At 73.4% G+C, this 18,307-nt stretch carries 14 protein-coding genes; 6 read left to right on the top strand and 8 right to left on the bottom strand.

Features of this window, described 5'->3' with window-relative positions; all coding sequences use genetic code 11:
- Nucleotides 1–416: 416 nt before the first annotated feature.
- Nucleotides 417–4,163: a S8 family serine peptidase gene (locus STTU_RS23450; protein WP_007827475.1), complete on the top strand. Its 3,747-nt coding sequence runs from the start codon at nucleotides 417–419 to the stop codon at nucleotides 4,161–4,163.
- A gap of 376 nt (nucleotides 4,164–4,539) precedes the next feature.
- Here STTU_RS23450 and STTU_RS23455 read toward each other — a convergent pair whose 3' ends face one another.
- Together STTU_RS23455 and STTU_RS23460 are read right to left on the bottom strand one after the other, a co-directional pair.
- Nucleotides 4,540–5,157 (bottom strand): hypothetical protein, encoded by a 618-nt coding sequence (locus STTU_RS23455; protein WP_007827485.1) that lies wholly within the window; start codon nucleotides 5,155–5,157, stop codon nucleotides 4,540–4,542.
- Between the two features lie 5 nt (nucleotides 5,158–5,162).
- Nucleotides 5,163–5,615 carry a MarR family winged helix-turn-helix transcriptional regulator gene (locus STTU_RS23460; protein WP_007827487.1) on the bottom strand — a complete coding sequence of 151 codons (453 nt, stop codon included), beginning with the start codon at nucleotides 5,613–5,615 and terminating at the stop codon, nucleotides 5,163–5,165.
- A gap of 94 nt (nucleotides 5,616–5,709) precedes the next feature.
- On the opposite strand from STTU_RS23460, the gene STTU_RS23465 reads away from it, so the two are divergent.
- The 3 genes from STTU_RS23465 to STTU_RS23475 all read left to right on the top strand — a co-directional run bounded on the left by STTU_RS23465 (nucleotide 5,710) and on the right by STTU_RS23475 (nucleotide 8,688).
- Nucleotides 5,710–6,726: an NADP-dependent oxidoreductase gene (locus tag STTU_RS23465; RefSeq protein ID WP_043256092.1), complete on the top strand. Its 1,017-nt coding sequence runs from the start codon at nucleotides 5,710–5,712 to the stop codon at nucleotides 6,724–6,726.
- Nucleotides 6,727–6,862: 136 nt separating this feature from the next.
- Nucleotides 6,863–7,648 carry an EI24 domain-containing protein gene (locus tag STTU_RS23470; RefSeq protein ID WP_007827491.1) on the top strand — a complete coding sequence of 262 codons (786 nt, stop codon included), beginning with the start codon at nucleotides 6,863–6,865 and terminating at the stop codon, nucleotides 7,646–7,648.
- Between the two features lie 155 nt (nucleotides 7,649–7,803).
- Nucleotides 7,804–8,688, top strand: coding sequence for an aldo/keto reductase (locus tag STTU_RS23475; RefSeq protein ID WP_007827493.1), 885 nt, complete (start codon nucleotides 7,804–7,806; stop codon nucleotides 8,686–8,688).
- Nucleotides 8,689–8,692: 4 nt separating this feature from the next.
- Here the strand turns inward: STTU_RS23475 and STTU_RS23480 are convergent, their stop codons facing one another.
- Nucleotides 8,693–9,268, bottom strand: a complete 576-nt coding sequence (locus tag STTU_RS23480; protein ID WP_007827495.1) for a TetR/AcrR family transcriptional regulator — start codon at nucleotides 9,266–9,268, stop codon at nucleotides 8,693–8,695.
- 236 nt (nucleotides 9,269–9,504) lie between these two features.
- Here STTU_RS23480 and STTU_RS23485 point away from each other — a divergent pair, with 236 nt between their 5' ends.
- Nucleotides 9,505–12,021, top strand: coding sequence for a glycoside hydrolase family 3 protein (locus STTU_RS23485; RefSeq protein ID WP_007827498.1), 2,517 nt, complete (start codon nucleotides 9,505–9,507; stop codon nucleotides 12,019–12,021).
- Between the two features lie 203 nt (nucleotides 12,022–12,224).
- Here the strand turns inward: STTU_RS23485 and STTU_RS23490 are convergent, their stop codons facing one another.
- On the bottom strand, nucleotides 12,225–13,211 hold the full coding sequence (locus STTU_RS23490) for an SGNH/GDSL hydrolase family protein (RefSeq protein WP_007827500.1): 987 nt from the start codon (nucleotides 13,209–13,211) through the stop codon (nucleotides 12,225–12,227).
- 331 nt (nucleotides 13,212–13,542) lie between these two features.
- Here STTU_RS23490 and STTU_RS23495 point away from each other — a divergent pair, with 331 nt between their 5' ends.
- Complete coding sequence (locus STTU_RS23495) at nucleotides 13,543–14,040, top strand: DUF3145 domain-containing protein (RefSeq protein ID WP_007827502.1); 498 nt, start codon at nucleotides 13,543–13,545, stop codon at nucleotides 14,038–14,040.
- Nucleotides 14,041–14,379: 339 nt separating this feature from the next.
- Here STTU_RS23495 and fabF read toward each other — a convergent pair whose 3' ends face one another.
- The 4 genes from fabF to STTU_RS23515 form a co-directional block, all read right to left on the bottom strand.
- The gene (gene fabF / locus STTU_RS23500) at nucleotides 14,380–15,645 is read right to left on the bottom strand and encodes a beta-ketoacyl-ACP synthase II (RefSeq protein WP_043256094.1); all 1,266 of its coding nucleotides are present in this window, start codon (nucleotides 15,643–15,645) and stop codon (nucleotides 14,380–14,382) included.
- A 174-nt stretch (nucleotides 15,646–15,819) separates the two neighbouring features.
- Entirely contained in the window at nucleotides 15,820–16,068 is a 249-nt protein-coding gene (locus STTU_RS23505) for an acyl carrier protein (protein WP_008748219.1), read from the bottom strand.
- 132 nt (nucleotides 16,069–16,200) lie between these two features.
- Nucleotides 16,201–17,202, bottom strand: coding sequence for a ketoacyl-ACP synthase III (locus STTU_RS23510; RefSeq protein ID WP_009064859.1), 1,002 nt, complete (start codon nucleotides 17,200–17,202; stop codon nucleotides 16,201–16,203).
- 77 nt (nucleotides 17,203–17,279) lie between these two features.
- Nucleotides 17,280–18,230, bottom strand: coding sequence for an ACP S-malonyltransferase (locus STTU_RS23515; RefSeq protein WP_009064856.1), 951 nt, complete (start codon nucleotides 18,228–18,230; stop codon nucleotides 17,280–17,282).
- Nucleotides 18,231–18,307 lie beyond the last annotated feature (77 nt).

Below are 18,307 nucleotides of genomic sequence, written 5' to 3' on the forward strand. Positions count from 1 at the left end.
GACGAGGGGCCCGGTAACGGGCCCGTACCGTGACCGGGCATTACCTGCCGGTCCCGGGGCGGCTGTCAAGATCGCGTCGGCGGTACGGGACGCGGGTGGCCTGATCTTTTCGGTCCCGTCCGGGCCGGGCCTCCGCGCCCGCCGGGCCGTCCCGGACCCGTACGCACCGGGGAAGCCGCCCGCGCACGCCGCCACGACCGGCCCCGTACGGCGCCACGCGCGTCCCCGTACCCCGCGACGAGCGCCCCCGCGCGATATGGCCGAAAGTCCCGTACCGCCGCTGACCTGCCCGTTGGCGGCAATGTGCCATGGCCGCTTTCCGCCAGGGCTCGGCAACTCTCTCGCAACACAGTGCACTTCACACTCTTCGGCAGTGCGTCCCACCCCCTGGCCGCGCTGATGAAGAGAGGGCTTTCATGACCAGATCCGCTCCCCTGTGGCGCAGAGCCGGGCTGCTGCCGGCCGGGCTCGCGCTCGCCCTGCTCCCCGGCACCGCGCTCGCCCACGCCACCGGCCCGGCGACGGCGGACACCACCCCGCCTGCCGCCGCCCGGACCCGCACCGCTCAGGCCACCGCGACCGTCACCCTCGTGACCGGCGACCGGGTGACCCTCACCGCGCTCCCCGGCGGCAAGCAGACCGTGACCGTGGACCGCGCCCCCGGCGCGACCGGCACCGTCCGCACCGAGGAGGTCAACGGGCACGTCAGGGTCGTCCCGGCCGAGGCGGAACCGTACCTCGCGCAGGGGAAGCTCGACCCCCGGCTCTTCGACGTCACCGAGCTGGTCGCCCAGGGGCTCGCGGGCAAGGGCGGCAAGGCGCCCGCGCCGCTGCCGCTCATCGTCACGGGGACGGCCGCGAAGGCCCGGTCCCGTACCGCGCCGACGACTCCGGCCGGTACCAGCCGCGTCCGCGCGCTGCCGAGCATCGGCGCGACCGCCGTGACCGCGCGGAAGCCCGCGGCCTTCTGGGAGAGCCTCACCGGGCACGCGCGGACGAGCGGCACCACGCGTTCCTTCTCCGCGAGCACCGGCGTCGGCAAGGTCTGGCTCGACGCGAGGGTCGAGGCCGACATGGCCGAGTCCAACGAGCAGATAGGCACCCCGCGGGCGTGGGAGGCCGGGCTCACGGGCAAGGGCGTCAAGGTCGCCGTGCTCGACACGGGCATCGACCCCGACCACCCCGACCTCAAGGGCCGTGTCGTCGCGAGCAAGAGCTTCATCGAGGGCCAGGAGGTCGCCGACCGCAACGGCCACGGCACGCACACCGCCTCGACCGTCGGCGGCAGCGGCGCGGCCTCGGACGGCAAGGAGAAGGGCGTCGCCCCGGACGCGGACCTCGCCGTCGGCAAGGTGCTCAGCGACGAGGGCGAGGGCAGCGAGTCGCAGATCATCGCGGGCATGGAGTGGGCCGCGAAGGACATCGACGCCAAGGTCGTCTCGATGAGCCTCGGCTCGCAGGAGCCCAGCGACGGCACCGACCCCATGGCGCAGGCCGTCAACACCCTCACCGAGGAGACCGGCGCGCTCTTCGTCATCGCCGCCGGGAACTACGGCTCCCCGGGTTCGATCGGCTCGCCGGGCGCCGCCGACGACGCCCTCACCGTCGGCGCCGTCGACTCCTCCGACCAGGCCGCGTACTTCACGAGCAAGGGCCCGCGCTACCTCGACAACGGGCTCAAGCCCGACATCTCCGCGCCCGGCGTCGACATCCTCGCGGCCCGCTCCTCGCTCGTCGCCGGCGAGGGCGCGTACACGACGATGAGCGGCACGTCGATGGCGACGCCGCACGTCGCGGGCGTCGCGGCCCTGCTCGCCCAGGAGCACCCCGACTGGGACGCCGCGCGGCTCAAGAACGCGCTCATGTCCACGTCGAAGACCCTCGACGCCTCCGCGTACGACCTCGGCGCCGGCCGCGTCAGCGTCCCCGACGCGACGACGAGCCCGCTCACCGCGACCGGGAGCGCCGACCTCGGCTTCTACTCCTGGCCGTACGAGGACAACAAGCCGGTCACGAAGACCCTCACGTACACGAACGACTCCGGCAGCCCCCTCACCGTCCGCCTCTCCACGAGCGACGTGCCCGCCGGAACCGTCACGCTCGCGGACACCGAACTGACCGTCCCCGCGCACGGCAGCGCGCGGACGACCGTCACGGGCGACGGCACGGACGCCCCCGTGGGGCAGCTCTCCGGGCAGGTCCTCGCGAAGGACGCGGACGGCACGCTCCTCGCCCACACCGCCTTCGGCCTCGTCAAGGAGGAGGAGCGCTACACGCTCACGGTCCACGTCAAGGACCGCGACGGAGCGGCGACGCCCGCGAACCTCGCCCTCCAGACGCTCAGCAAGGGCGCCGACACCGTGCCGGAGACGGTCGGCGCGTCCGGCACCGTCGAGCTGCGCCTCAAGCCGGGCAGTTACGCGCTGAGCACCTTCCTCGACGTGCGCGGCTCGCACGGCAAGGACTCGCTCGGCCTCGGCTACCTCACCGCGCCCGAGATCACCCTCGACCGCGACCGCGAGGTCACCCTCGACGGCCGCGCGCTGCGCGAGATCAGCACGAAGCTCCCGCGCGCCGCGGAGACCCGGCAGCTCCTCATGGAGGCCACGCGCACCGCGAACGGCTCGACGTACTCCGCCGCGCTCCAGGTCCCGCTCACGTACGACAGCGTCTTCGCCGCGCCCACCGCGAAGCCGAGGAGCGGCACCTTCGAGTACCGCACGGTGTGGCGGCTCGGCACGCCGCCGCTCACCGGCAAGGCGGACGGCAAGAAGATCTCGGAGCTGACCCTCCAGCCCGGCTCCGGCCGCCTCGACGGCAAGCTGAGCGCGAAGCTCCTCGACGTGGGCGACGGCTCGGCCGCCGCGTACGAGGGCAAGGACGCCAAGGGCCGCGCGGTCCTCGTCCACGCGGACAAGACCGTCGCCCCCGCGGATCTCGCGCGGTACGCGGAGGACGCGGGCGCCGCCGCGCTGCTCGTGACCGACGACGCACCGGGCCGGCTCATGGCCTCCTTCGGCACCGAGGACGGCACCGACCGTTCTTTCCCGGTCGCGACCGTGAACGCCGCCGACGGCAAGGTGCTCGCGCGGGCGGCGAAGAGCGGCGGGAAGCTGAAGCTCACGGGCACGCCGCAGGCCCCGTACGTCTACGACCTCTCGGCCGGACACCCCGGCGCGATCCCCGACAAGGACCTCACGATCGCCCCGCGCGCCAAGGACCTCGCGACGGTCGACACGACGTACTACGGCGCGAAGGCCCTCACCGGCGGCGAGTTCCGCTACTCGATCGCCGACGCCTTCCCGATCGGCGTGGGCTTCCTGGAGCGGGCCTCCTTCCCCGGGACGCGGACCGACTACGTCTCGACGGGCAAGGACCTGCGCTGGCACGAGACCGTGCAGGCCGGGCCCGAACTGACCCTGGAGGAGCGCGGCGGACTCGCCGACTACCCGGCGGGCAGGAAGACGGAGCTGAACTGGTTCAAGCCGGTCCTGCACCCCTACCTCGGCACGGGGCTCGGCTGGGGCCAGACCCGCAGGGGCAACGACCTCGCCTTCAACACACCCGGCTGGGGCGACTCGGGCCCCGACCACACGGGCTTCGGCGACGTGTGGAACGACGACTCGCAGACCCAGACCACGCAGGTCCAGGTCGACGGCGAGACCGTCACGAAGGCGACCAGCTCCGGCGCCTACGTCTGGGACGCCGATCCCGCCGAGCACACCTACAAGGTCATCACCGACACGACCCTCGACCCGAAGGTGTGGGGCACGGGCGTCAAGGGCCACTCCGCCTGGGAGGTCCGCTCCGCCGAGACGCCCGCCGACACCGAGACGACCCTGCCGATGATCAACCTGAACTACGACGTCGACACCGCGCTCGACGGCTCGGTGCGGGCCGGCAAGGCGCTGCCGATCGCGCTCACGGCCGCGTACGTGGCGGGCGCGAGCGGCACCGGGAGGCTCACGACCGGCGCGCTCTCCGTCTCGTACGACGCCGGGAAGACGTGGCAGCAGGTCGACCTCGCGAAGAAGGGCGACACCTGGAAGGGCCGGCTGAGCGTGCCGCGTGCCGCGAAGACCGTCTCGCTGCGGGCCTCGGTCCGCGACGACAAGGGCGGCTCGGCGACGCAGGTCCTCACGGACGCCCTGAACGTGAAGTGAGACCCCCGGGGGTGGGCGCGCGGCGGCCACCCCCGGGGCGCAACGCGGCGGCGCCGCCTCCCCGTGGGACCGGGGGAGACGGCGCCGCGCTGTGCCTGGTGGCCGACGTCAGACGAGCCAGCCCACGACGTGGACGAGGCCGGCGAGGATGTCGGTGAGGAAGTTCATCGTGTTACTGCCTTCTCTTTCGGTACTGCCTTGGGACTGTCGGACCCCTGTGGATCAGGGGCCCTTGGGACACGAACTCCCCGGTGCGCAAAGGGACATGTCCGCCGGGGACTTCGGCGCTCGCTCACGGTATGCATCCCGTCGCTCGCGCCCCGTAAGCATCCGACGTACCGGTAGCCCGAGGCAACTTGAACGGGATTGATCACCTTTACGGGCGAGTGTCCGGCCCCGCGTTCGAATCGGTCCGACCTGGGCCCCCTAGGCCCCGGCGCGTGGCGGTCTGGAGCAGGCCCCACGTGAAGTCGACGAGGTACGGGACCGGGCCGCCGTCCTCGGGGACCTCGACCAGGAGCCGCGTCCGCGTCGGCGCCGTGCCCTCCAGCGGGCGCGCGGGCGGGAACGCGGCGGCGACCTCGTCCACCGTCGCGGCCCACGGGACGAGGTCGGCGGCGGTGCGCAGGACGGGCGCGGGGTGCCCCGGGGCCCGTACGAGCCACGCGTTCCAGGCCCGGCCGTCCGGGCCGAGCAGCACCTCGAAGCGCAGTCCGGGCCAGAGCGGGAGCGGCCAGCGCAGCGCCTCGCACTCCAGGTCGCCGAGGCGCACGCGGGCACGCGTCGCGGGCTCGCCGAGCGCGGCGCGGTAGCGGGCCGCCTCGCCCCGCCCGTACCGCCCGTGCGCGCTCGCCTGCCAGAGCCGGTTCGCCTCGCGCATCCGCGCGGCGTCCGCGCCCAGCTCGCGCCGCGCGCGCTCGACGAGCGCGGGGTGGAAGTCCTGCATCCGGCGCAGCAGGACGAGGGTGAGGTCGAGGGGGGTGAAGGACGCCATGGGTCTCAGTCCTCCCGCGCGGCGTCCTCGCCGAGCATCCGGCGCAACAGCCCCCGCAGCACGAGCCGCTCCTCGCGGCTCAGGTCCGCGAGCGGCTCGCGGGCGAAGTCGAGGCCGTCGCGCAGGCTGCGCGCGAGGCGCAGGCCCTCGTCCGTCGACGCGGCGAGCTTGACGCGGCGGTCGTCGGGGTCGGCGCGGCGCTCGACGAGGCCGCGCGTCTCCAGGCGGTCGATGATCCCCGTCACGTTCGACGGCTCGCACTTCAGCGTCCTCGCGAGGCGGCGCATGGGGAGCGGTCCGAGGGACAGGAGACTCAGCACGCGGGCCTGCGCCCCCGTGAGCGCGTGCGCCGCGGCGGCCCGCTCGTACTCCGCGTGGTAGCGCCCGACGACCGCGCCGATGAGCTGGACGACCTCCAGCGTGAGGGGGTCGCGCGGGGCGGTGGCGGGGGGTGTCATGCCTTCATCGTACCGAGGTGCTTGACATGCTGAAATGTTCATGCGCATGTTTGTTTCAGCTCATGAAACAAATCCCCCGCAGGAGGCACCCCGCATGACCACCCTTCCCGAGTCCGGCCGCGCCTGGCACCTCGTCCGCCGCCCGCAGGGCTGGCCGGTGCCCGAGGACTTCGCGCTGCGCGAGGCCCCCGTACCGGCTCCCGCCGAGGGCCGGGTGCTCGTGCGCAACCTGTACTTCTCGGTCGACCCGTACATGCGCGGGCGCATGAACGACGTGAAGTCCTACACGCCGCCCTTCGCGCTCGACGAGCCCATGACCGGCGGCGCGATCGGCCAGGTCGTCGCCTCGGAGGCGGAGGGCTTCGCCGAGGGCGACTACGTGCTGCACTTCGCCGGCTGGCGCGAGTACGCCTCCGTCCCGGCCCAGCACGCCACGAAGGTCGACCCGGACGCCGCGCCGCTCTCCGCGTACCTCGGCGTCCTCGGCATGACGGGCCTGACGGCCTACGCCGGGCTCCTGCGCGTCGCCGCCTTCAAGGAGGGCGACGCGGTCTTCGTCTCCGGCGCGGCGGGCGCGGTCGGCAGCGAGGTCGGGCAGATCGCGAAGCTCAAGGGGGCCTCGCGCGTCATCGGCTCGGCGGGCTCGGACGAGAAGGTCGCCTGGCTCGTCGACGAACTCGGCTTCGACGCCGCCTTCAACTACAAGAACGGCCCCGTCGCCGAACAGCTCAAGCAGGCGGCCCCCGACGGCATCGACGTCTACTTCGACAACGTCGGCGCCGAGCACCTCGAAGCGGCGATCAGCCGCGCCAACGTGCACGCGCGCTTCGCGATCTGCGGCATGATCGCGCAGTACAACGTCACCGAGCCCCCGGCGGCCCCGCGCAACCTCGCGCAGGTCATCGGCAAGCGCATCCGCCTGGAGGGCATGCTCGTGCAGGACCACGCCGATCTCCAGGGCGAGTTCGTCAAGGAGGTCTCCGCCTGGGTCCGTGACGGCAGCCTCACGTACCGCGAGACCTTCGCCGACGGCATCGACAACGGCGTCGAGGCGTTCCTCGGCCTGCTGCGCGGCGAGAACACGGGGAAGATGATCGTCGACCTGACGTGAGGCGCCCCCGGTGCCGAGCACCGGGCGGGGACGGGTGCCGGGCGGGGCGGGCGCCCGGCCGGGCGGGGGCGGGTGAGCGATCGCCCGCCCCCGCCTCGCTTGCGGCTGACGTGCTCACGCCCGGTAGGGTCCGTCCATGCGTGAACTCGCCCTCGGATTCCGGTATCTGCTCGAAGGCCAGCGCTGGGTCGGCCGGCACGGCAAGCGGTACGGCGTGGCCCTGCTCCCCGGGCTCATCACGCTCGTCCTGTACGCGGCCGTGCTCGTCGCGCTCGCGTTGTGGGGCGGTGATCTCGTCGCGTGGGCCACGTCGTTCGCCGACGACTGGGAATCCCCGTGGCAGGGACTGTTCCGGGGCGCGCTCACCGTCGTGCTCTTCGCGCTCGTGCTCCTCGGCTGCGTGCTGAGCTTCACCGCCGTCACGCTCGTCGTCGGGCAGCCGTTCTACGACGCGCTCTCCGAGGAGGTCGACCGCGAGATCGACGGCTTCCCGACCGAGTCCGGGCTCTCCCTGGGGCGCGAGATCTGGATCTCCGTGCGGGACGGCGTCCGCGTCCTCGTGCGCGCCGCGATCTGGGGCGTGTGCCTCTTCGCCGCCGGGTTCCTGCCCTTCGTCGGGCAGACGGTCGTCCCCGTGATCGGCTTCTTCGTCACCGGGTTCTTCCTCGCCGAGGAACTCGCCTCGATCGCGCTCGCCCGCCGCCGCGTCGACCTGCGCGAACGGCTCGCACTGCTCCGCGACCGCAAGCGGCTGACCTGGGGCTTCGGTGTCCCGCTCGGTCTCGCCTTCCTCGTTCCCGTCGTCGCCGTCTTCCTCATGCCGGGGGCCGTCGCGGGCGCCACGCTGCTCGCGCGGGACCTGCGCGGGGAACCCCTGGAGGCGGCCCCGCGCGAGGAGAGCCCCGCCGTCGAGCCGCACTGATACAACTCCCCGGAGCGCCGCCGGGTTCCCGCTCCCGCTGTGATCCTTCCCCCGCCGCGCCAACTATCCGGAGGCCCCTCCGGTCGCGCATACTCCATGCTTGCCGCCCGGTACGGAACGCGGGCGGCCGGCACAGCGAAGGGCGGACACCCAGCATGACCACCACCACGGCGGCGGAATCCGGCACCTGGGCACTCGGCGGCGACCTCCCCGTTCACCGCATGGGCTTCGGCGCGATGCGGCTCACCGGCACCGCGCCCTTCCACCAAGGCGTCCCGCGCGACCGCGAGCAGTCGATCCGCGTCCTGCGCCGCGCCGTCGAACTCGGCGTCGACCACATCGACACGGCCGCCTTCTACTTCTCGCGGACCCGCTCCGCGAACGAGCTGATCAACGCCGCGCTCTCGCCCTACGCGGACCACCTCGTGATCGCGACGAAGGTCGGCCCCGTACGGAACGTGCGGGGCGAGTTCGCGGAGCCCGCGCGCCCCGACGAGCTGCGCGGCCACGTCGAGGAGAACCTGCGCCAGCTCGGGCGCGACCACATGGACCTCGTCTACCTGCGGCTCATGGGCCAGGACTCGCTCGCCGAGCACTTCGGCGCCCTCGCCGAACTGCGCGAGGCGGGTCTCGTGCGTCACCTCGGGATCTCGAACATCCAGCCCGCGCACCTGGAGGAGGCGCTGGGGATCGCGCCCGTGGCGGCCGTGCAGAACCCGTACGCGATCGACCGGCGCGACGACGAGACGCTCGCGCTCTGCGGGGAGCACGGGATCGCCTTCGTGCCGTTCTTCGCGGCGGCGAAACCCGGCCGCGAGGCGCAGGGCGGCGGCGAGGAGCACGCGGCGGTCCTCGACGTGGCGCGGGCGCACGGCGTCTCGGCGACGCAGGTGCGGCACGCGTGGGTGCTCGGGCGCGGCGACCATGTGCTCGCCATCGCGGGGACCGGGGACGTGGGGCACCTGGAGGAGAACGTGGCGGCCGGGGCACTGCGGCTGACGGAGGACGAGGTGCGGAGGCTCGACGCGGTGGCGGGCTGAGGACTCAGGTCTTCGGGCGCTCCGCGACCGCCCCCTCCAGCAGGTGCAGGAAGTCGCGGAACGCCGCGCTCATGTCGACGGCCTCCGGGTCCAGGAGCCACTGGTACTGGAGGCCGTCCATGACCGCGACCATGAGGGTCCCGGCCTGCTCCGGCGTCAGGCCGCTCGGCAGCCGCTCGCCGTAGGCCGTGCGCAGCACCGAGGCCATGTTGCCCCGCACCACCACGTAGCGCCGCGTGAAGAAGTCCCGCGCCGGGTGCGCCTCCGTCACGCTCTCGCCGAGCAGCGCGCTGAAGGTCTGCACGACCCCGGGGCGCATCGCGTTGTAGTCCACGAGCGAGGAGAGCAGGTCCAGGCGCCAGGAGTCGCCCGGGATCGCGTCCCACTGGTCCCGCTCCGCGAGCAGCGCCACGAGCAGCGCCTCCTTCGTCGGGAAGTAGTGCAGCAGCCCCTGCTGCGTCAGCCCCACGCGCTCCGCGACCGCGCCCAGCGTCGCGCCCCGGTAGCCGCGTTCCGCGATCACCTCCAGCGTCGCCCGCAGGATCTCCGCGCGCCGCTCCTCGCCCTTGGCCCTGACCATCCGCCGTGCACCCCTCTCGCCCGCCGCGCCGCTCCGGCCGGCCCGGGAACCCCGCCCGGCCCGTGACCGGCCCGGGAACCCCCGCTCCAGCAGGACCGTACGGCATCGCTATGTCACGTAAAAATAACGTCCCCTACCGGACTACAGGTCGGCGGGTGCAAGATGAGTGCGCGCTCCCACCCAGCCGGGGGCGTGGCCCCCGCAGCCGGCAGACAGCGACCACGAGGAGTACGGCCGTGACAGGTGCGTCCACCCCACCCGAGCCCCAGGTCACCCCTGAGCGGCACGCCGCCCACGAGGCCGCGGTCGAGACCGCCCTCGCGCGGCTCGACCTCGACACGAAGACCCGGCTGCTCGCCGGGCAGGACTTCTGGTCGCTGCCCGCGATCCCGGAGATCGGCCTCGACTCGCTCGTCGTCTCGGACGGCCCCATCGGCGTGCGCGGTGTGCGCTCCACGAGCGAGGACCCCTCGCTCGCGCTGCCGTCCCCGACCGCGCTCGGCGCCACCTGGTCGCCCGAGATCGCCGTCCGCGCCGGGCAGGTGCTCGCGCAGGAGGCCCGCCGCAAGGGCGTCCACGTCCTGCTCGCGCCCACGGTCAACCTGCACCGCTCCCCGCTCGGGGGCCGCCACTTCGAGGCGTACAGCGAGGACCCGTACCTCACCGGCGCGATCGGCACCGGCTACGTGCGCGGCGTGCAGTCCGGCGGCGTCGGCACGACCACCAAGCACTTCGTCGGCAACGACGCGGAGACCGACCGCTTCACCGTCGACAACCGCATCGCCCCGCGCCCCCTGCGCGAGCTGTACCTCGCCCCCTTCGAGGCCATCGTCGCGCACGCCCGCCCCTGGGGCATCATGACCGCGTACAACACGGTCAACGGCACGACGATGACCGCGCACCACCACCTCGTCAACGAGATCCTGCGCGGCGAGTGGGGCTTCGACGGCGTCAACGTCTCCGACTGGACCGCCGCGCGCGACACCGTCGCCGACGCCAACGGCGGACTCGACCTCGCGATGCCGGGCCCGAAGACCGTCTACGGCGAGAACCTGGCCGCCGCCGTGCGCGCGGGCGACGTCGAGGAGAGCGTCGTCGACGCCGCCGTGCGCCGCGTCCTCCTCCTCGCCGCGCGTACGGGCGCGCTCAAGACCACCGAGCCCGTCGTCCCCGCCGCCGCGCTCCCCGCGGAGATCGACGGCGAGGCGTTCGCCCGCGAACTCGCGACGCGCTCCTTCGTCCTCGTCCGCAACGACGTGCGCGAGGGCGCCCCCGCGCTCCCGCTCGCCCCCGGCACCCGCGTCGCCCTCAGCGGCGCCGCGGCCCGCGAGGCCCGCGTCCTCGGCGGCGGCTCCGCGACGGTCTTCCCCGCCCACGTCGTCGCGCCGCTCGACGGGCTGCGCGCCGCGCTCCCCGAGGGCACCCTCTCGTACGAGGTCGGGGCCGACCCGAACAACGAACTCGACGTCGCCGGCCAGGGCTTCGCGCTGCGCGCCGTGTGCCGCGACGAAGCGGGCGAGATCCTCGCGAGCGTCCCGCTCGCGGGCGGGCACATCCAGTGGATGGGCAGCGACCTCCCGGACGGCGTCACGTACGACACCCTGCACTCCATCGAGGTCACCGGCACCTTCACGCCGCGCGAGAGCGGCGAGCACGTCTTCGGCACGCGCGGCATCGGCGGCTTCAAGGTCGTCATCGCCGGTCGCGAACTCTTCGAGGGCTCCGTCGAGATGGGCGCGGCCACCGACCCCTTCGAGGCGTTCTTCGGCCAGCCCACCGAGCGCGGGCGCCTGGAGCTGACCGCGGACGAGCCCGTCGAGCTGAGCGTCTTCCACACCGTCGCCAAGCCCGAGGGCCTGCCCATCCAGGCGGTCGGCTTCACCGTCCTGCACCAGAACCCCGTGCACGACCCCGACGAGCTGATCGCCCGCGCCGCCGAGGCCGCGCGCGGGGCCGAGACCGCCGTCGTGGTCGTCGCGACGACCGAGCGCGTCGAGTCCGAGGGCTTCGACCGCGCCGATCTCAAGCTGCCGGGCCGTCAGGACGACCTCGTCCGCGCGGTCGCCGCCGCCAACCCGCGCACCGTCGTCGTCGTCAACGCGGGCTCGCCCGTCGAGATGCCGTGGCGCGACGACGTCGCCGCCGTGCTCCTGAGCTGGTTCCCCGGTCAGGAGGGCGGCGCCGCGCTCGCCGACGTCCTCACCGGTGCCGCCGAGCCCGGCGGGCGCCTGCCCACCACGTGGCCGGCCGTCCTGGAGGACGCCCCCGTCGTCAACACGACCCCGACGGACGGGAAGCTGGAGTACACCGAGGGCGTGCTCATCGGCTACCGCGCCTGGGAGCAGGCGGGCCGCACCCCCGCGTACCCCTTCGGGCACGGTCTCGGCTACACCGACTGGACGTACGAGTCCGTCACCGTCGAGCCCGCCGCCGAGGACGGACTCACCGTCACCGTCCGCGTCCGCAACAGCGGCAGCCGCGCGGGCCGCGAGACCGTGCAGGTCTACCTCGCCCCCGCCGAGCCCGGCACGACGCCGGGGACCGAGCGCCCCGCGCGCTGGCTCGCGGGCTTCGCGCAGGTCGAGGCGGCCCCCGGCGAGAGCGCCGAGGCCGTTGTGCGGGTCGCGCGCCGCGCCTTCGAGATCTGGGACGAGGCGCGGGACGCGTGGCACCTCGTACCGGGGGACTACGGCGTCGAGGCCGGACGGAGCGTGCGGGACCTGCGGGTCGCCGCGGCCGTACGGAAGGGCTGACGCGCGGGGCCGGACACGGACCGGCCGCCCCCGGGAGTGCCTGACCACTCCCGGGGGCGGCCCCCTGTCGCGCTTCGCGAGGGGCCCTCCGTCGCCGGACGGGCCGAATTTCCACGGACGGCAGGAAGATTCCAGCCTCTCCGGAGACGGAGGAGCGGGGTCCGGGGCGGAGCCCCGTTCCTGTGGACGGCGTGCGCGCGGCGCTACCGCTTCGCCGAGATCCGCTCGTACGCGATCCGCGCGAGCGTCGCCTGGCCCTCGCGGCTCGGGTGGAACCAGTCCCAGCGGCTCAGCTGGCCCGCCGTGAAACGGGTCGCGTTCGCCGCGCCGCCGTCGTCCCGGCACAGCTTGTCCTTCGCGCAGATCTCCCGGACGGCCTTGTTGTACTCGGTGACGCGCTGCTCGACCTTGTCCCTGCGCTCCGTCGCCGCCTTGTCCAGCGCGTCCGGGTCGCTCAGCATCGACGGGCAGATGCCGAGCTTCCACACCTCCTTGCCGAGGTCGCTCGTGCGCCCCAGCTCCCACAGCCGCTTGAGGTCCGGGATGCTGGAGAAGTACACCCGGGCCCCCGGCGCCTGCTCGCGCAGCACGTCGAGCGCCTTCTCGACGTCCTCGCGGTACTCCTTCACGGGAGTCATCGCGTCCACGCTGGAGCGGCACGCGTCGTTCGCGCCGATCAGGACCGTCACCAGGTCGGGATCGTGCGCCGCCGCCGCCTTCATCTGCTCGGGCAGCGCCTCGACCCGCGCCCCCGACTTCGCGAGGTTCCACGCGTGGTCCTCGACGTCCTTCCCGCCGAGCAGCCGCCGCGCCAGCGAGTCGACGTCCTTCTCGGTCCCCGTCGACCAGGACACGGCGGGGCAGTCGGCGAGCACGGAGCAGGCGTCGAAACCACGGGTGATCGAGTCGCCCACGGCCGCCACCGACGAGGGCGTACGGTCCCAGCCCGTCGCCGCCGGGGTGCTCGCGACCTCGCCGGGCGGCCCCGGCCGACCCGAGGAACCCGAGCAGGCGGGCAGCAGGGCGAGCAGGGCGGCCGTGCCCGCGCCCGCGAGGACGCGGCCCGTGCGGCGGCCGGTACGGGGGAGCGCCGTACGCGGACCGGGGAGCGCCCCACCCGCGTGGGGGAGCGCGCGGCGTGCGCGGGGGAGCGCGCGCAGGACTCGTACCGCCGTGACCACCTGCCGCATACGCGGGCTCCTTCCTTCGGCACACCGGACCCGGGGGCGTGCGCCCCGGCGCCTCGCGGGGCGCCCTGGCGGGTGAAAGCCGGGTGCTCGTAGCGCTGAGGTCGACGGTACGTCACACCGGGGGCGTTCCCGCAGGGTAGTTTTGCCCGAGGCGGCGCATGTCACGCCCCGACGGGTTCCGGCGGGGCCGACACGGCGACCGCCCCGGCCCGGTGACGGCCCGCTGTCCCCGGTCGGCTACATTGCATCACGTCACTTCTGTCCCATTTGGGAAGAATGCTCGGCACGGGCGCGAGGGGTCCTGGCACCTCGTCCCCCACAGGAGGTACCGGTGACGACGACACGTGGAGTCCTGTACGTGCACTCCGCACCGCGCGCGCTGTGCCCGCACGTCGAATGGGCCGTGGCGAACGTGCTCGGGGTGCGGGTCAGTCTGGACTGGATCAGACAGCCCGCCGCGCCCGGCACCTGGCGCGCCGAGTTCTCCTGGCAGGCCGAGACCGGCACCGCCTCCAAACTCGCCTCCGCGCTGCGGGGCTGGCAGCTCCTGCGCTTCGAGGTGACCTCCGAGCCCACCCCGGGCGTCGAGGGCGAGCGGTACAGCGCGACGCCCGAACTCGGGATCTTCCACGCGGTCACCGGCGTGCACGGGGACATCCTCATCCCGGAGGACCGGTTGCGGGCCGCCGTGGCGCGGGCGGGGGCCGGGGAGAGCGTGCTCGCCGACGAGGTCCACAAGCTGCTCGGGAAGCCGTGGGACGACGAGCTGGAACCCTTCCGCTACGCGGGGGAGGGGGCTCCCGTGCGGTGGCTCCACCAGGTCGTGTGACCCCGGGCCGGGGGCTCTCCGCGGGGCTCCGCCCCGCACCCCGGTGACGGGGCTCCGCCCCGCGCCCCGCTCCTCAAGCGCCGGAGGGGCTTGATTTTCACGCTGAGGGGGCTGCCGTGTGGTGGCTTTGTCAGGTGGTGTGGTTGCGCCTCGTGCCCGGCTCCTCAAGCGCCGGAGGGGCTTGGTTTTTACGGCGCCGGAGGGGCTTGGGTTTCGCGCTGAGGGGGCTGCCGTGTGGTGGCTTCGCCCCGTGCCCCGCTCCTCAAGCGGCGTAAGGCTTGATTTTCACGCATGCGAGGGGGCCCGCACCTTCCGGTGCGGGCCCCCTTTTCACGCGTGTCACACGCTCCGGAACGCCAGGACCACGTTGTGGCCGCCGAAGCCGAAGGAGTCGTTGAGGGCCACGATGGGGCCCTCCGCCGGGAGGGCGCGGGGCTCGTCGCGGATGATGTCCGCGCCGATCTCCGGGTCCAGCTCGGTGACGTTGATCGTCGGCGGGGCCGTCCGGTTCTTCACCGTGAGGATCGTCGCGACGGACTCGACGCCGCCCGCGCCCCCGAGGAGGTGGCCGGTCATCGACTTGGTCGAGGAGATCGCGACGTGGTCCAGCTCGGGGCCGAAGACCTTCGAGAGGGCCTTGATCTCGCCGACGTCGCCCAGCGGCGTCGACGTCGCGTGCGCGTTGGCGTACACGATCTCGGCGGGGTCGAGCCCGGTCGATGCGAGCAGGTTCTCCAGGGCGCGGGAGATGCCCTCGCCGGAGGGCTCCGGGGCCGTGATGTGGTGGCTGTCGGCCGAGACGCCCTGGCCCAGCGCCTCCGCGTAGACCGTGGCACCGCGCTTCGCGGCGTGCTCGGCGGACTCCAGGACCACGACACCGGCACCCTCGCCGAGCACGAAGCCGTCACGGGCCGTGTCGAAGGGGCGCGAGGCGCCCTCGGGGTCCTCGTTGTTCTTGGACATCGCCATCATGTTGGCGAAGGCGGCGATGGGCAGCGGGTGGATCGCCGCCTCGGTGCCGCCCGCGACGACGACGTCGGCACGGCCCGTACGGATCATCTCGATCCCGTAGCCGATCGCCTCGGCGCCCGAGGCACAGGCGGAGACGGGGGTGTGGACCCCGGCGCGGGCGTTGATGGCGAGACCCACGTTGGCGGCGGGCCCGTTGGGCATGAGCATCGGCACGGTGTGCGGGGAGACGCGGCGTACGCCCTTCTCCTTCAGCACGTCGTACTGGTCCAGGAGGGTCGTCACGCCGCCGATGCCGGAGGCGATCACGGCGCCGAGGCGGTCGGGGTCGACAGAGGCGTCCTCACCGGCCTTGGCGGTGAAACCGGCGTCCTTCCACGCCTCGTCGGCCGCGATCAGCGCGAACTGGGCCGAGCGGTCCAGTTTCCGCGCCTGCGGGCGCGGCAGGATCTCGCCGGGCTCGACGAGGATGCGGGCGGCGATCTTGACCGGCAGCTGCTCGGCCCACTCCTCGGTGAGGGCGCGGACGCCGGAGCGGCCGGCGAGCAGGCCGTCCCAGGTCGACTTCGCGTCGCCACCCAGCGGTGTGGTTGCGCCGATACCGGTGACGACCACGGTGCGATTGGTCGGGCTCACAGGAATTCCTTCTCCACGGATACGAGGGATTGCGGCGCCACCGCCGGGCGGCGGCAGTCACACAGGGCGGGCCAGCGCGGCACGAGGGTGCGTGGCGCGATGCCCCGGGCGCCGAGCGACCGGCCCCGGTCCCGGCCCGCGCCGGGGGGCGCGGGCCGGGACCGGAGCACAGGATCAGCTCTGGTGCTTGAGGATGTAATCGGCGGCGTCGCCGACGGTCTTGAGGTTCTTGACGTCGTCGTCGGGGATCTTGACGTCGAAGCGCTCCTCGGCGGCGACGACGACCTCGACCATGGACAGCGAGTCGACGTCCAGGTCATCGGTGAAGGACTTGTCCAGCTGGACGTCCTCGACCGGGATACCGGCGATCTCGTTCACGATCTCGGCGAGACCGGCGACGATCTCTTCCTGAGTGGCGGCCATGTCGGCGCTCCATTCGTTGAGGGGAATTGTTACGGGGATTCCAGCGGTGGCGCCCCTCCGGCCGGCCCGTGTCGCGCTCCGTCGCCCTGGTTGAGCAGCGGGAACACGCGCGGACGCGGCCGGACGAGGTGCCTAGGGGAGGGTAACGACCGTCGCGGCGAACACGAGACCCGCCCCGAAGCCGATGAGAAGCGCGGTGTCGCCGCTCTTCGCCTGGCCGGTCGCCAGCATCCGCTCCATCGCGAGCGGAATGGAGGCGGCCGAGGTGTTGCCGGTGGTCGCGACATCGCGTGCGACCTGGACGTGCTCCGGCAGCTTCAGGGTCTTCACCATCGAGTCGATGATCCGCATATTGGCCTGGTGCGGGATGAAGACGTCCAGGTCCTCCGGGGTGATCCCGGCGGCGTCCAGCGCCTGCTGGGCGACCTTCGCCATCTCGAAGACGGCCCAGCGGAAGACCGCCTGACCCTCCTGGGTGATGGCCGGGAACCGCGCGACCTCGCCGGAACGGTAGTCCGTCCACGGCACGGTCTGCTTGATGACCTCGGCCTTGTCGCCCTCGGAGCCCCAGACGGTCGGGCCTATCGCGACCTCCTGCGAGGGCCCCACGACGACCGCGCCCGCACCGTCGCCGAAGAGGAAGGCCGTCGCGCGGTCCTCCAGGTCGGTGAGGTCCGAGAGCCGCTCCACGCCGAGGACGAGCACGTACTCCGCGCTGCCCTCGACGACCATGCCCTTGGCCAGCGTGAGCCCGTAGCCGAAACCGGCGCAGCCCGCCGAGATGTCGAAGGCGGCGGGCTTGCCGCAGCCGAGCTTGTCGGCGATCTCCGTGGCGACGGCCGGGGTCTGCTTGAAGTGCGAGACGGTCGAGACGACGACCGCGCCGATCTGCTCGGGCGCGATACCGGCGTCGGCGAGGGCCTTGCCGCCCGCCTCCACCGACATCGCGGTCACCGTCTCGTCGGGGCCCGCCCAGTGCCGGCTCTCGATGCCCGAGCGCGAACGAATCCACTCGTCCGAGGAGTCGATCGTCTCCAGGATGACGTCATTGGGGACGACGCGGTCGGGCCGGTAGCCGCCGACGCCCAGGATGCGCGCGTACGGGGCACCCTTGGCGGGCTTTATCTTCGACATCTGACGGGGCTCCTCGTCGTCCGGGCGGTGCGGGGCGGGCGGTGCGGGGTTCGGGCCGCGGGGGCGGGCTTCGGGGGTCAGGCGGAGTGCTCCGCGACGAGCGCGCGGGCCGCATCGAGGTCCTCGGGGGACTTCAGTGCGAGCGTCGCGACACCCGGCAGGGCGCGCTTGGCGAGACCGGTGAGCGTGCCACCGGGGCAGACCTCGATCAGGGCGCTCGCGCCCTGCTCCTTGAACGTCTCCATGCACAGGTCCCAGCGGACCGGGTTGGCGACCTGGCCCACGAGCCGGTCGAGCACCTCGCCGCCGGTCGCGACGACGGCGCCGTCCTTGTTCGACACGTACGCGTACGCCGGGTCCGACGGGCTCAGTCCGGCCGCGGCCTTCGCGAGCACGCCGACCGCCGGGGCCATGTGCGCGGTGTGGAAGGCGCCCGCGACCTGGAGCGGCACGACACGGCGTACGCCCTCGGGCTTGTCCTCGGCGAGCGCCGCGAGCTGCGCGGCCGTCCCCGCGGCGACGACCTGGCCGCCGCCGTTGACGTTCGCCGGGGTCAGGCCCAGCTTCTCCAGGTGCGGCGCGACCGTGGCGAGGTCCCCGCCGAGCAGCGCGGCCATGCCCGTCTCGGTGACGGCGGCGGCCTCGGCCATCGCGAGCCCCCGGGTCCGTACGAGCGCGAGCGCCGCCTCGGAGTCGAGGACCCCGGCGAAGGCGGCGGCCGTCAGCTCACCGACGCTGTGCCCGGCGACGGCGCCGGGGCGCAGCGCGCCGAGCACGGGGGCTCCCCGGTCCTCCAGGGTGCCGGCGAGCGCGGCGGCCGAGAGCAGCCCGGCGGCCACCAGCAGCGGCTGGGCGACCGCGGTGTCCCGGATCGCGTCGGCGTCGGCCCGCGTCCCGTAGTGGACGAGGTCGAGTCCGATCGTCTCGGACCAGCCCGCGAGCCGCTCGGACGCGCCGGGCAGTTCGAGCCAAGGGGTCAGGAAGCCGGGCGTCTGGGCGCCCTGGCCGGGAGCGACAAGTACAAGCACGCTCACACTCTCTCTTGTGAAGGGGCCGGTCCACCGGTGGGGACAGGGACGAATAACCGACAGGGTAATTGTCGGGA

This window comes from Streptomyces sp. Tu6071 (assembly GCF_000213055.1).
Lineage (GTDB): Bacteria > Actinomycetota > Actinomycetes > Streptomycetales > Streptomycetaceae > Streptomyces > Streptomyces evansiae.